The sequence below is a fragment of the Salmonella sp. SAL4457 genome, assembly GCF_046548235.1.
Lineage (GTDB): Bacteria > Pseudomonadota > Gammaproteobacteria > Enterobacterales > Enterobacteriaceae > Salmonella > Salmonella enterica.
Window position 1 is genome coordinate 21,170 of the sequence record NZ_JBGDZO010000005.1, and the last position, 13,028, is coordinate 34,197.

Consider the following 13,028-nt stretch of genomic DNA (forward strand, 5'->3'; position numbering starts at 1 on the left):
TGAACAGCCGCGCGCTTATCGTTAAGGTAAGCGCGTTTTTTTTATCCATCAGGACAGAACCCATGATCACCGTTGCCCTTATCGACGACCACCTTATCGTCCGCTCCGGCTTTGCACAGCTACTGGGGCTGGAACCTGATTTGCAGGTGGTCGCCGAGTTTGGTTCCGGGCGCGAAGCGTTGGCAGGCTTACCGGGGCGCGGCGTACAGGTGTGTATCTGCGATATCTCGATGCCGGATATTTCCGGACTGGAGCTGCTAAGCCAACTGCCAAAAGGGATGGCGACGATCATGCTCTCGGTTCACGATAGCCCGGCGCTGGTGGAACAGGCGTTGAACGCCGGCGCGCGCGGTTTCCTCTCTAAACGCTGTAGTCCGGATGAACTGATCGCCGCGGTGCATACGGTGGCGACGGGCGGCTGCTATTTGACCCCCGATATTGCCGTGAAACTGGCGGCGGGTCGGCAAGATCCGCTGACCAAACGCGAGCGTCAGGTGGCGGAAAAACTCGCCCAGGGTATGGCGGTAAAAGAGATTGCCGCCGAGCTGGGGCTGTCGCCAAAAACGGTGCATGTCCATCGCGCGAATCTGCTGGAAAAATTAGGCGTCAGCAATGACGTTGAACTGGCGCATCGCATGTTTGATGGTTGGTAATGAACACCTTTTTTTCCCGTTTAATCACCGTTGTTGCCTGCTTTTTTATTTTCTCTGCCGCGTGGTTCTGCCTGTGGAGCATCAGCCTGCATCTGGTAGAGCGCCCGGAGCTGGCGGCGCTACTTTTTCCCTTCGGCCTGCGCCTGGGACTTATGCTGCAATGCCCGCGCGGATACTGGCCAGTATTGCTGGGCGCGGAGTGGCTGCTGGTGTACTGGTTGGCGCAGGAAGTTGCGCTGGCCCATCTGCCGCTTTTGATGATCGGTGGTGTGTTGACGCTACTGCCCGTGGCGCTGACTTCGCGTTACCGCCATCAGCGCGACTGGCGCACGTTATTGCTTCAGGGCGCGGCCCTCACCGCCGCGGCGCTACTGCAATCCCTGCCCTGGCTGGGGCAGGGGGAAGCGGCATGGAACGCGCTACTGCTGACCCTCACGGGTGGTCTGACGCTGGCCCCCATCTGCCTGGTTTTCTGGCACTATCTTACCAGCACTACCTGGCTGCCGCTGGGACCATCGCTGGTATCGCAGCCGGTAAACTGGCGCGGGCGGCATCTGATCTGGTATCTGCTGCTGTTTATCGTCAGTCTGTGGCTGCAACTGGGGTTACCTGCTGAACTTTCGCGCTTTACGCCGTTCTGCCTGGCGTTGCCGATTATCGCGCTCGCCTGGCATTATGGCTGGCAGGGCGCGCTCATTGCCACACTGATGAACGCTATCGCGCTGATTGCCAGCCAGACATGGCACGATCATCCCGTCGATTTATTACTTTCGCTGTTGGCGCAAAGCCTGACCGGGCTACTGCTTGGCGCGGGCATTCAGCGTCTGCGCGAGCTGAACCAGTCGTTGCAAAAGGAGCTGGCGCGCAACCATCGGCTGGCGGAGCGTCTTCTGGAGACCGAAGAGAGCGTGCGGCGCGATGTTGCGCGTGAGCTGCACGATGACATCGGACAGACCATCACCGCGATTCGAACCCAGGCGGGCATTGTGCAACGACTGGCGGCGGATAACGGCGGCGTGAAGCAGAGCGGGCAACTTATCGAGCAGCTTTCGCTGGGCGTGTATGACGCCGTGCGTCGCCTGCTGGGGCGCTTGCGCCCGCGCCAGTTAGACGACTTAACGCTGGCGCAGGCCATCCGTTCGCTGCTGCGCGAAATGGAGCTGGAAAGCCGCGGTATTGTCAGTCACCTCGACTGGCGAATTGACGAAACGGCGCTGAGTGAAAGTCAGCGCGTGACGCTGTTTCGCGTCTGTCAGGAAGGGCTGAATAACATCGTAAAACATGCCAATGCCAGCGCGGTGACGCTCCAGGGCTGGCAGCAGGATGAGCGGCTGATGTTGGTGATTGAGGATGACGGCAGCGGCCTGCCGCCGAGCTCTCACCAGCAGGGCTTCGGCCTGACCGGAATGCGCGAACGCGTGTCGGCGCTCGGCGGGACGCTAACCATCTCTTGTACCCACGGTACGCGGGTGAGCGTCTCGTTGCCCCAGCGTTACGTTTAAGGAAGGATAATGCTTTCGTTTTTAAAAGCCCCGGCCAACGCGCCGCTCATCACCGATAAGCACGAGGTTGACGCCCGCTATCGCTACTGGCGGCGGCATATCCTGATCACCATTTGGTTGGGTTACGCGCTGTTCTATTTCACCCGTAAAAGCTTTAACGCCGCCGCGCCGGAAATCCTTGCCAGCGGCATTCTGACCCGCAGCGATATCGGCCTGCTGGCGACGCTGTTTTACATCACCTACGGGGTGTCGAAATTTGTCTCCGGCATCGTTAGCGATCGCTCTAACGCTCGCTATTTTATGGGCATCGGGCTGATTGCGACCGGCGTAGTGAATATTCTGTTCGGCTTCTCGACCTCGCTGTGGGCCTTTGCGCTGCTATGGGCGCTGAACGCCTTTTTCCAGGGGTTTGGATCGCCGGTTTGCGCCCGTTTGCTGACTGCCTGGTACTCGCGTACCGAGCGCGGCGGCTGGTGGGCGTTATGGAACACCGCGCACAATGTCGGCGGGGCGCTGATCCCTCTCGTTATGGCCGCTGTCGCCCTGCATTATGGCTGGCGCGTCGGGATGATGGTGGCCGGATTGCTTGCCATCGGGGTGGGCATGGTCCTCTGCTGGCGGCTGCGCGACCGTCCGCAGGCGATTGGTTTACCGCCGGTAGGCGACTGGCGGCACGATGCGCTGGAGGTCGCCCAACAGCAAGAGGGCGCGGGGCTAAGCCGCAAAGAAATCCTCGCTAAATATGTGCTGTTGAATCCCTATATCTGGCTGCTTTCGTTGTGTTATGTCTTAGTGTACGTGGTGCGCGCGGCGATCAACGACTGGGGCAACCTGTATATGTCCGAGACGCTGGGCGTGGATTTGGTCACGGCCAACACGGCAGTATCGATGTTTGAGCTGGGTGGATTTATCGGCGCGCTGGTGGCGGGCTGGGGCTCGGACAAACTCTTCAACGGCAACCGCGGACCGATGAATTTAATCTTCGCTGCCGGGATTCTGCTCTCTGTGGGTTCGCTGTGGCTGATGCCGTTCGCCAGCTACGTCATGCAGGCGGCCTGTTTTTTCACCACCGGTTTCTTTGTCTTTGGCCCGCAGATGCTCATTGGCATGGCGGCGGCGGAGTGCTCGCATAAAGAGGCGGCGGGCGCAGCCACCGGCTTTGTCGGCCTGTTCGCCTATCTCGGCGCGTCGCTTTCCGGCTGGCCGTTAGCGAAAGTGCTGGAGATCTGGCACTGGACCGGTTTTTTTGCGGTCATCGCCATCGCGGCGGGGATCTCCGCGCTATTGCTGCTGCCATTTCTGAACGCTCAGGCCCCACGCGAGACCAGCGAAGCGTGATGCACCTCACCTTTTTGCGCTGAATGGGGCAAAACTAAGAAATTTTCCCGGTTTTGCCTGGACGCTGTCGCAGGCCACTTTTCCTGTGGATTTTTACAATGCCTGCCATTCGCAGGTATAAAAATTAGCTCAGGAGTAATCCATGCTGGCCTTCTTAAACCAGGTGCGCAAGCCGACCCTGGATCTGCCGCTCGATGTGCGGCGTAAAATGTGGTTCAAGCCGTTCATGCAGTCCTATCTGGTGGTTTTTATCGGCTACCTGACCATGTACCTGATCCGCAAAAACTTTAACATCGCGCAGAACGACATGATTTCTACCTACGGGTTGAGCATGACCGAGCTGGGGATGATTGGCCTGGGCTTCTCGATCACCTACGGCGTGGGGAAAACGCTGGTTTCCTACTACGCTGACGGTAAAAATACCAAGCAGTTTCTACCGTTTATGTTGATCCTCTCCGCTATCTGTATGCTCGGCTTCAGCGCCAGCATGGGCGCGGGGTCAACCAGTCTGTTTCTGATGATCGCTTTCTATGCCCTGAGCGGTTTCTTCCAGAGTACCGGCGGATCGTGCAGCTACTCGACCATCACCAAATGGACTCCGCGTCGTAAACGCGGCACCTTTCTCGGCTTCTGGAATATCTCCCACAACCTCGGCGGCGCGGGCGCGGCAGGCGTGGCGCTGTTCGGCGCCAACTACCTGTTCGACGGTCACGTCATCGGCATGTTTATCTTCCCGTCGATTATCGCGCTGATTGTTGGCTTTATCGGTCTGCGTTTTGGCAGCGACTCCCCGGAGTCTTACGGTCTGGGTAAAGCTGAAGAACTGTTCGGCGAAGAGATCAGCGAAGAGGATAAAGAGACTGAAGAAAACGAAATGACCAAGTGGCAGATCTTTGTTGAATATGTGTTGAAAAACAAAGTGATCTGGCTGCTGTGCTTCTCCAATATCTTCCTGTATGTGGTACGTATTGGTATCGACCAGTGGTCAACCGTCTACGCCTTCCAGGAACTGAAACTTTCTAAAGAGGTGGCGATTCAGGGCTTTACCTTGTTTGAAGTGGGCGCGCTGGTCGGCACGTTGCTGTGGGGCTGGCTCTCTGACCTGGCGAACGGTCGTCGCGCGCTGGTAGCCTGTGTGGCGCTGGCGTTGATCATCGCCACCCTCGGCGTCTACCAGCACGCCAGCAACCAGTATGTCTATCTGGCCTCGCTGTTCGCGCTCGGTTTCCTGGTGTTTGGGCCGCAGCTATTAATTGGCGTGGCGGCAGTCGGTTTCGTACCGAAAAAAGCCATCGGCGCTGCGGACGGTATCAAGGGAACCTTCGCTTATCTTATCGGCGATAGCTTTGCCAAGCTGGGTCTGGGCATGATTGCCGACGGCACCCCCGTTTTTGGTCTGACCGGCTGGGCGGGCACCTTCGCCGCGCTGGACGCCGCCGCGATCGGCTGTATCTGCCTGATGGCGATGGTCGCCGTGATGGAAGAGCGCAAAATCCGCCGTGAGAAAAAAATTCAGCAAGTCAATATCGCTTAAATGTGTGCATTTGGTAACGTTTTGCCCGGCTTAACGCCGGGCTTTTTTATGCCTTGCGTTCGTCAGACAGGACATCCGGCGTCTGGCGTAAATGAAGACAGGCGTTAATAAATCACATCCTGACAGGCCAGAACGTCGACAGTTATAAATTTACCGTTATGATGGGCATCCTGTTTGGTGACGGATGTGCGCATGATTTGGTTGATTCTGGCCACGTTTGTGGTGGTGTTTATTGTGGGTTTTCGGGTGCTGACATCGGATACCCGCCGGGCGATTCGCCGCCTGAGCGAACGTCTGAATATTGATGTAGTGCCGATAGAATCGATGATTGATCAGATGGGTAAAACGGCGGGCGGTGAATTTTTACAGTATCTGCATCGCCCTGATGAGTCGCATTTGCAAAATGCCGCTCAGGTGTTACTTATCTGGCAAATGGTGATTGTCGATGGCGGCGATCAGAATTTGCAGCGGTGGCATCGCTTGCTACAAAAAGCGCGTTTAGCCGCGCCGATCACCGATACACAGGTACGGCTGGCGCTGGGCTTTTTGCGCGAAATGGAACCCGATATGCAGGAGATCAACGCGTTTCAACTGCGCTATAACGCCTTTTTTCAGCCGGAAGAGGGTGTCCACTGGCTGCATTGATACTCTTCACTATCTCGTTAACAAAAGACGAGATGAATGAGGCTGGCAAGGGCGGCGAGCCACGATTAACGGCCTGGAGACGCGATTCATCGTTAGCCAAATAAAGCGTAGCCGCCATCGTATTTGCTAAGGGTGAACCACAGAAGTAACGCACCGAATAACCGCTAACGACGCCAAAACATCAGAGACTTACAGCTCATCATTTCCGTGACATATATCACGGAAATGTGATCTTGTTTTGAACACTAAAACTGTGACTCCTTGCCATACCTCCTGTCTCAAAATTTCTTATCATAAACTCGAAGTTGTACATGATTGTCTATAGACAACTCTAAATGTTTAGGCGCGCACCATGAAAACATTGTAGTGGCACACTGAATTTGCCCACCCCCAGACATCCGACTTAGCCTTAACAGACCATCGGTAAAACCCTCATACCAGCACCTTTAGCCCGTGTTTTTGGACAACATTAAGTAGTTTCAGTGACATCCCGCTGGGACGCTTGGCGCCGCTTTCCCACTTTTGAACCGTTGATACGCTGGTATTCAGGTACCGAGCGAAAACCGGCTGGCTAACGTTGAGTTCTTCTCGTAACGCTTTTATTTCAAGTGGCTGCAGGTCTTTGATGCTGCTTAAGCAGGCCGTGTCAAAACTGCGCATTGTCTCCTGGGGAATGGCATCCACGCTAAATAATCCAGATGCCGCGCTATGAATCGCTTCAAAGGCAAGGCTTTTGAATTTAGTTTTTGCTGACATGGCGCACCTCTACCAGTTCTTTGTTATTAATGAGTGCCGTTATCTGATCTTCGGTCAGGCAAGCATAGTGTTTTGCTAACTCACGGAAACCCGCGAGTTCGCGATAGCTAATGTTGGCCATATCCTGTTTGGCATACAGGAAGGTGTAAAACCAATGTTCGCCTCCCTTTGCCAACACGATTGCGCGATCGCGGTTTTGATTGAGACGTTTTTTATAAACCCCGCCGCCGAGATTATCTGCTTTTCCTTGCAGTACGGCGTTGATGGCCTCGTTTAACTCGTCATCTTTTATCGTGTGGGACTTCGCTTCTCTGCTAAACCACCTGGTTTTGAAGATTCGCATCAGGTTGACATCCTGTAATCTAAAGTATAGCACCAGGTGATACACTATGTCTCACCTTTTGGTTTTGCACGCAGCGAGAGAAGATAATTCTCAACGCTCGACCAGCCTCGCAAAATGCAGCGCAACAATGTCAGTTGCTAAAACGTTAATCAGATCACATTTTGTAATGTTACACTGCATGAATTTTCCGCACTAAAACGACGCAGGTAATCACAATGAATGAAAATATCGCAGAAAAATTCCGCGCTGATGGGGTTGCCAGGCCTAACTGGTCAGCCGTTTTTGCCGTGGCGTTTTGTGTCGCCTGCCTGATTACCGTTGAGTTTTTGCCCGTTAGTCTGTTGACGCCGATGGCGCAGGATCTGGGGATCTCCGAGGGCGTCGCCGGTCAGTCGGTCACCGTTACGGCGTTTGTCGCGATGTTTTCCAGCCTGTTCATTACCCAGATTATTCAGGCGACCGACAGGCGTTATATCGTTATTCTGTTCGCCGTTTTGCTGACGGCTTCTTGTCTGATGGTCTCCTTTGCCAGCAGCTTTACGCTGCTGTTGCTGGGCCGCGCCTGTCTTGGGTTGGCGCTGGGCGGATTCTGGGCGATGTCGGCGTCGCTGACCATGCGACTGGTTCCCGCGCGTACCGTGCCGAAAGCGCTGTCGGTGATTTTTGGCGCGGTTTCCATCGCGTTAGTGATCGCCGCGCCGCTGGGCAGTTTTTTGGGCGGTATTATTGGCTGGCGTAATGTCTTTAACGCCGCTGCGGTGATGGGCGTACTGTGCGTCATCTGGGTGGTGAAATCACTGCCGTCGCTGCCGGGCGAACCTTCTCACCAGAAACAGAATATGTTTAGCCTGTTGCAACGCCCTGGCGTGATGGCCGGGATGATCGCCATCTTTATGTCTTTTGCCGGGCAGTTCGCTTTCTTTACCTATATTCGCCCGGTCTATATGAATCTGGCGGGCTTTGACGTTGATGGTCTGACGCTGGTGTTGCTCAGTTTTGGTATTGCCAGCTTCGTTGGCACTTCTTTCTCCTCTTACGCCCTGAAACGTTCGGTAAAACTGGCGCTGGCCGGTGCGCCGCTGCTACTGGCGCTGAGCGCGCTGACGCTCATTGTGTGGGGAAGCGACAAAACCGTGGCGGCGGCAATAGCGATTATCTGGGGACTGGCGTTTGCGCTGGTGCCGGTGGGATGGTCAACGTGGATCACTCGTTCTCTTGCCGATCAGGCGGAAAAAGCCGGTTCCATCCAGGTCGCGGTGATTCAACTGGCAAATACCTGTGGCGCGGCGGTGGGCGGTTATGCGCTCGACAATTTCGGGCTGCTTTCGCCGCTGGCGCTTTCCGGCGGACTGATGCTGTTGACGGCGTTAGTCGTGGCGGCGAAAGTCCGTATTACGCCAATGAGTTGATATTGCTGCCATTTGTAGGCCGGATACGACGTTAGTCGTTATCCGGCAATAATAAATGCTTAATCAAAACCGTTATGCTCTGCGGTGGCGGCAAACCATTCTCCGCTTTTTTTCACCGTGCGCGTTTGGGTGGCTAAATCCAGTTGTACAAAACCATAGCGATTTTTATAGCCGTTCAGCCATGACCAGTTATCGATAAAGGTCCACATGTGGTAGCCAAGACAGTGACAGCCCTCGCTAATGCCTTTATGCAGCCATTTAAGATGCTCAGAAATAAAGTCAATCCGGTAATCATCGTGAATCTGTCCCGCTTGCACAAAACGCTGCTCGTTCTCAACGCCCATCCCGTTTTCGGAGATAAAACAGCGCGGATTGCCGTAATTATCCCGCAGGTTGGTGATGATGTCGTAAATTCCTGGCGCGTAAATTTCCCAGCCGCGGTAAGGGTTCATCTTGCGCCCCGGCATGTCGTAATAGTCAAATAACCACTCCGGCATAAACGGCGCTTGCGGATTCACCGCCGTATCACGGCATTTCACGCGGCGCGGCTGATAATAGTTAATCCCCAGTAAATCGATTTTGCCGTCGGCAATAAGCTGACGGTCGCCTGGCTGACAGGCAGGCAGCTGGTCATAGGTTTTCAGCAGCGCCACCAAGTCCGCCGGGTATTCTCCCTTTAATACCGGGTCAAGAAAACTGCGGTTGAATAACAGATCCGCATGATGCGCGGCTTGCACATCGGCGGGATGCTGCGAGCGTGGGTAGGACGGCGTCAGATTCAGCACCACGCCGATTTCACCGTCGTAGCGCCCGGCGCGCCAGGCGCGCACGGCGGTCGAGTGCGCCAGCACGGTATGGTACGCCACGGTGGCCGCACGTTTAAAATCCACCACATTGGGATAGTGGAAGTCGTACAAATAGCCGCCTTCCACCGGCACAATCGGCTCATTAAAGGTAAACCAGTGCTTCACGCGGTCGCCAAACAAGGTAAAACACGTTTGCGCGTACCGACCAAACGCCTCTACGACGTCGCGATTTTCCCAGCCGCCTTTCTCCTGCATGACCATCGGCATATCAAAATGGAACAGCGTAATAAACGGCGTGATGCCCTGCGCCAGTAGCTCGTCGATGACGTGATTGTAGAAGCTCACCGCTTGTGGATTCACCTCGCCTACGCCGTCTGGAATGAGCCGCGCCCAGCTTAGCGAGGTGCGAAAACTGTTATGTTTTAACTGTTTCAGTAGCGCGATGTCTTGCTTCCAGTGGCGATAGAACGTTGAGGTTTCCGCTGGACCGACGCCCTGATGAAAACGACCCGGCTGGCGCTCGAACCACACATCCCACGTGGTCTGGCTTTTACCGCCATTCAGACTATCCCCTTCGGTTTGCAACGCTGAGCAGGCGCTGCCCCACCAGAAGTTATCGGGAAAACGGTATCGCATTGTCGTACTCCTTGGTCGCGTAAATTCGCTCCAGAATACGCGCTTTTAGCGAACAGAAACCGGTTACAGTCCGCATTTTCGCGACCAAAAAGCGGAAAAGCGGTGCTACATCTCCGGGCATTCCACCTTGCCGAGAGCCTGCCAGTAGTTATGCTGATTGTTGCGCTCTATCGCGATCATCGCCTCCCGAATATGCTGCTGGTTCCCCTCGCTTGCCATGATTTTTTTCTCCCAGGCTTCATCGGTTAGCGCGCCTTTGGGCGTACACATTTTGCGCAAATCCTTTAAAATCGTATTTTTTTCATGCGCCGACTGGAGTGAGCTAAACGGAGAGTCGGCATACGTGACGCCCGGTAGCGCGACAAGCGCGGCAATAAGCAGAAGCGTTTTTCGTTTCATAAACGGTATCCTTATCGGTTTGCACTTTTTCAAGAGTAAGTGTAGACCGTGCGACGTTCACTCATCGGGGCGTGCTATCCGTTGGCGTTGAAGTCAGGCAAAAGTGGGAAGGCGGTTTCTCGCTGCGCCTTCACTTTCTTGCGTGGCAGAATAGTGTATGTTCTGACTACTCTTTTATTTCGTAAGCGGTAGTGTAATGAGACGTATTGAGATCGTACTGGGAGAGCTGGAACGGCTGACGCGCGGGCTATGCCTTGCCGATTTGGCGCAGGAGACGGCGTTTACGGCGGAGGCGATAGGTTTCAATCTTGGGCTGGCGCGTAACTCCGTCAGCAAAGATCTCAATCAGTTATGGAATGACGGCCTGGCAATCAAAAGCCGTGGCCGCCCGGTCTATTTTCTGCATCGCCAGGCGCTGGAAACGTTGCTGGGACGACAGCTGGAAGAGTCTGAACGCGAAGTGCGGTCGGTGGCGGATGTGCTGCCGCATGAAGAGCATTACGCGCCCGACGATCCGTTTACCAGCCTGATTGGTTACGATCGCAGCCTGCGCGATGCGGTAGAAAAAGGCCGTGCGGCGGTGCTCTATCCGCACGGTTTACACGTTCTGCTTACCGGGCCGTCCGGCGTCGGTAAAACCTTTTTTGCGGAACTGATGCACCGTTTCGCCTGTGAACAGGCGAGCGGCGCTATCCCGCCGCTGGTCTACTTTAACTGCGCGGAATACGCCCATAACCCGGAACTGCTCTCCTCGCATCTGTTTGGTCATCGGCAGGGGGCGTTTACCGGCGCGAATGAACATAAAACAGGCCTCGTGGAGCAGGCGGACGGTGGTTATCTGCTGCTGGACGAGGTGCACCGTCTGTCTTATGAAGGGCAGGAAAAGCTGTTCTCTATTCTGGATAAAGGCGAGTACCGTCCGCTTGGCGTGAGCAGCCAGCCGCGATCAATTTCGGTACGCCTGATTTGCGCCACTACCGAGCCGGTCGGGTCGGCGCTGTTACGTACTTTCCAGCGGCGTATTCAGGTATGCATTGATTTGCCGGGCATTCGCCAGCGCTCCGTTGAAGAACAGATCGAACTGATCGTGGGGTTCTTACAGCGGGAAAGCCGCAAAATAGAACGCACGGTCAGCATTGATAAACCGTTGTTGCTCTGGTTGCTGAATAAACCCCTTGAAGGCAATATCGGTCAGCTAAAAAGCGATATTCAGTTTCTCTGCGCTCAGGCGTGGGCATCGGGAATGACCGAGCATAACGACACGCTACAGCTGGATAAGCGGCTGGCGGAGATGTCGGTTAACCCGACGCCGGAACAGCGTCTATTGGTGGATACTCTGTTTGACGGTAAAGCGCGGCTAAATATAGACGCGCGCACGCTGCCCGCATTGAAGACGTCGCTGGCGACCGGGGCGGAAATTGAAGAGAGCGACCTCTTTTACAGCTTCCTGACGCGCGAATATGTTAATTTGCGCAACAGTAACGTCCCCCCGGCGGAGACGCTGGCGATCCTGAAAAATAAACTCAGCTCGATTTTTGAATACGGTCTCTACAGCCGCGACAGCGTGGCGCATCCGCCGCGCTATGGCGACCAGATTGAAGAGCGCGTGACGCTGCTGATTGGCTGCGTAGAGCAGGTGTTGGGCTTTTCGCTGCCGGAAAATCTGGTTAACCCACTGCGTAAACACTTCCTGGCGCTGATAGGCTACGTGCAGCGCGGCCTGATCCCGCAGCTTTACTCTTCCAGTTTGATCCTGGATCGCTGCAAAGACGAATATGACAACGCCACGCTGCTGTGTCGGAAAATCAACGAACTGCTGCATATTCAGTGTCCGGCGACGGAAGTGGTCTGGCTATGCCTGTTCCTGAAAGAGTGCCGCCATTATCGTCAGCGCATCGATGCCAGCCCCGACTGCGGGGTCATTTTGATCGCCCACGGCGCGACCACCGCCACCAGTCAGGCGCAATATGTCAACCGCGTGCTGGAGCGCGAGTTGTTCAGCGCCATCGACATGCCGTTTGAACAGTCGGTGCATGACACGCTGGAAACGCTGACCCAAATGATTCAAACCCGCCAATATCGGCGGCTTATCCTGTTGGTGGACATCGGTTCATTGATCCATTTCGGCAGCACCATCAGTAAATTATTCCAGATAGATGTTTTGCTCATGCCGAACATCACGCTGACCAGTCTACTGGAAGTCGGGCTGGATTTAAGCTATGAAACCAGCGACTTACCACAGTTGACGGCGCTCCTGCAGAGTAAAAATATCCCCTGCCAGCTTTGTACGCCGCAGCAGGAGAACGGCGGCAAAGTGCTGGTCATCTCCTGTATTACCGGCATGGGAACGGCGGAAAAAATCAAAAAGGTGCTGGAGGAGAGCTTTGGCGAGCTGATGTCGCAGGACACCAGGATGGTGATCCTTGATTATAACGAGGTACGAAGTCTGGAGCGCGTTCAGCAGGCATTGAATGCCAGCGAGCGGCTGGCGGGGATTGTCGGCACTTTCCAGCCGGGGCTGCCGGATATTCCGTTTATTTCGCTGGAAGAGCTTTTCTCCGAACAAGGGCCGGAACTGGTGTTGAGCCTGTTAACGCCCGATCTGTCCAATGCTGAACGCCGTCTGGAGATGGAGCGCAGCGCCATGCGCTTTATCAGCGCGCTAACGATGGAGAGTATCATCAACCATATTTCCGTGCTTAACCCGCAGCGTATTCTGAAAGAGATGGAGGGCGTTTTTAACCATCTGACGTCTTCGCTTTCCCTGAAACCAAGCCGCCAGGTGACACTGCGCTTCCTGATCCACTGCTGCTGTATGGTAGAGCGTATTGTGATTAACCGTAAACCGTTACAGATGGCGCTGGAACGTCAGCCGAATCTGGACGCGCGCGCGTTTAGTGTCATCAAATCCGCTTTTCTGCCGATCGAAGACGCCTACGCCATCCGTTTATCGGATGCGGAATATTTTTATATCTACGAACTGCTCTATAGCTAATCCTTTTACTGG

11 protein-coding genes are annotated in these 13,028 nt (G+C 55.0%); 7 read left to right on the forward strand and 4 right to left on the reverse strand.

All coding sequences use genetic code 11. The features are described from left to right. Positions 1 to 62: 62 nt before the first annotated feature. From uhpA to ACLJNW_RS16320, 5 genes are all read left to right on the forward strand, one after another. On the forward strand, positions 63 to 653 hold the full coding sequence (uhpA, locus tag ACLJNW_RS16300) for a transcriptional regulator UhpA (RefSeq protein WP_000633672.1): 591 nt from the start codon (positions 63 to 65) through the stop codon (positions 651 to 653). Then, positions 653 to 2,155, forward strand: a complete 1,503-nt coding sequence (gene uhpB, locus ACLJNW_RS16305) for a signal transduction histidine-protein kinase/phosphatase UhpB (RefSeq protein WP_024154665.1) — start codon at positions 653 to 655, stop codon at positions 2,153 to 2,155. Before uhpA ends, uhpB begins: the two co-directional genes overlap by 1 nt. Before the next feature lie 9 nt (positions 2,156 to 2,164). After that, positions 2,165 to 3,493, forward strand: a complete 1,329-nt coding sequence (locus tag ACLJNW_RS16310) for an MFS transporter (protein WP_000948174.1) — start codon at positions 2,165 to 2,167, stop codon at positions 3,491 to 3,493. 142 nt (positions 3,494 to 3,635) lie between these two features. Continuing rightward, the gene (gene uhpT, locus ACLJNW_RS16315; protein WP_000879181.1) at positions 3,636 to 5,027 is read left to right on the forward strand and encodes a hexose-6-phosphate:phosphate antiporter; all 1,392 of its coding nucleotides are present in this window, start codon (positions 3,636 to 3,638) and stop codon (positions 5,025 to 5,027) included. A gap of 192 nt (positions 5,028 to 5,219) precedes the next feature. Next, the gene (locus tag ACLJNW_RS16320) at positions 5,220 to 5,672 is read left to right on the forward strand and encodes a DUF1198 domain-containing protein (protein ID WP_001519640.1); all 453 of its coding nucleotides are present in this window, start codon (positions 5,220 to 5,222) and stop codon (positions 5,670 to 5,672) included. A 432-nt stretch (positions 5,673 to 6,104) separates the two neighbouring features. Here the strand turns inward: ACLJNW_RS16320 and ACLJNW_RS16325 are convergent, their stop codons facing one another. Together ACLJNW_RS16325 and ACLJNW_RS16330 are read right to left on the reverse strand one after the other, a co-directional pair. Then, entirely contained in the window at positions 6,105 to 6,428 is a 324-nt protein-coding gene (locus ACLJNW_RS16325) for a helix-turn-helix domain-containing protein (protein WP_023204781.1), read from the reverse strand. After that, entirely contained in the window at positions 6,412 to 6,771 is a 360-nt protein-coding gene (locus ACLJNW_RS16330; RefSeq protein WP_023204782.1) for a type II toxin-antitoxin system RelE/ParE family toxin, read from the reverse strand. Before ACLJNW_RS16330 ends, ACLJNW_RS16325 begins: the two co-directional genes overlap by 17 nt. Positions 6,772 to 6,986: 215 nt before the next feature. Between ACLJNW_RS16330 and nepI the strand changes: the two genes are divergently transcribed. Continuing rightward, complete coding sequence (nepI, locus tag ACLJNW_RS16335; protein WP_023204783.1) at positions 6,987 to 8,180, forward strand: purine ribonucleoside efflux pump NepI; 1,194 nt, start codon at positions 6,987 to 6,989, stop codon at positions 8,178 to 8,180. Between the two features lie 59 nt (positions 8,181 to 8,239). On the opposite strand, the gene ACLJNW_RS16340 is transcribed toward nepI, so the two are convergent. Then, the gene (locus tag ACLJNW_RS16340; RefSeq protein WP_020838462.1) at positions 8,240 to 9,622 is read right to left on the reverse strand and encodes a glycoside hydrolase family 1 protein; all 1,383 of its coding nucleotides are present in this window, start codon (positions 9,620 to 9,622) and stop codon (positions 8,240 to 8,242) included. Positions 9,623 to 9,727: 105 nt separating this feature from the next. Next, positions 9,728 to 10,021, reverse strand: coding sequence for a YicS family protein (locus tag ACLJNW_RS16345; protein ID WP_000824212.1), 294 nt, complete (start codon positions 10,019 to 10,021; stop codon positions 9,728 to 9,730). 196 nt (positions 10,022 to 10,217) lie between these two features. Here ACLJNW_RS16345 and dagR point away from each other — a divergent pair, with 196 nt between their 5' ends. Further along, entirely contained in the window at positions 10,218 to 13,016 is a 2,799-nt protein-coding gene (gene dagR / locus ACLJNW_RS16350; RefSeq protein ID WP_023137574.1) for a transcriptional regulator DagR, read from the forward strand. Positions 13,017 to 13,028 lie beyond the last annotated feature (12 nt).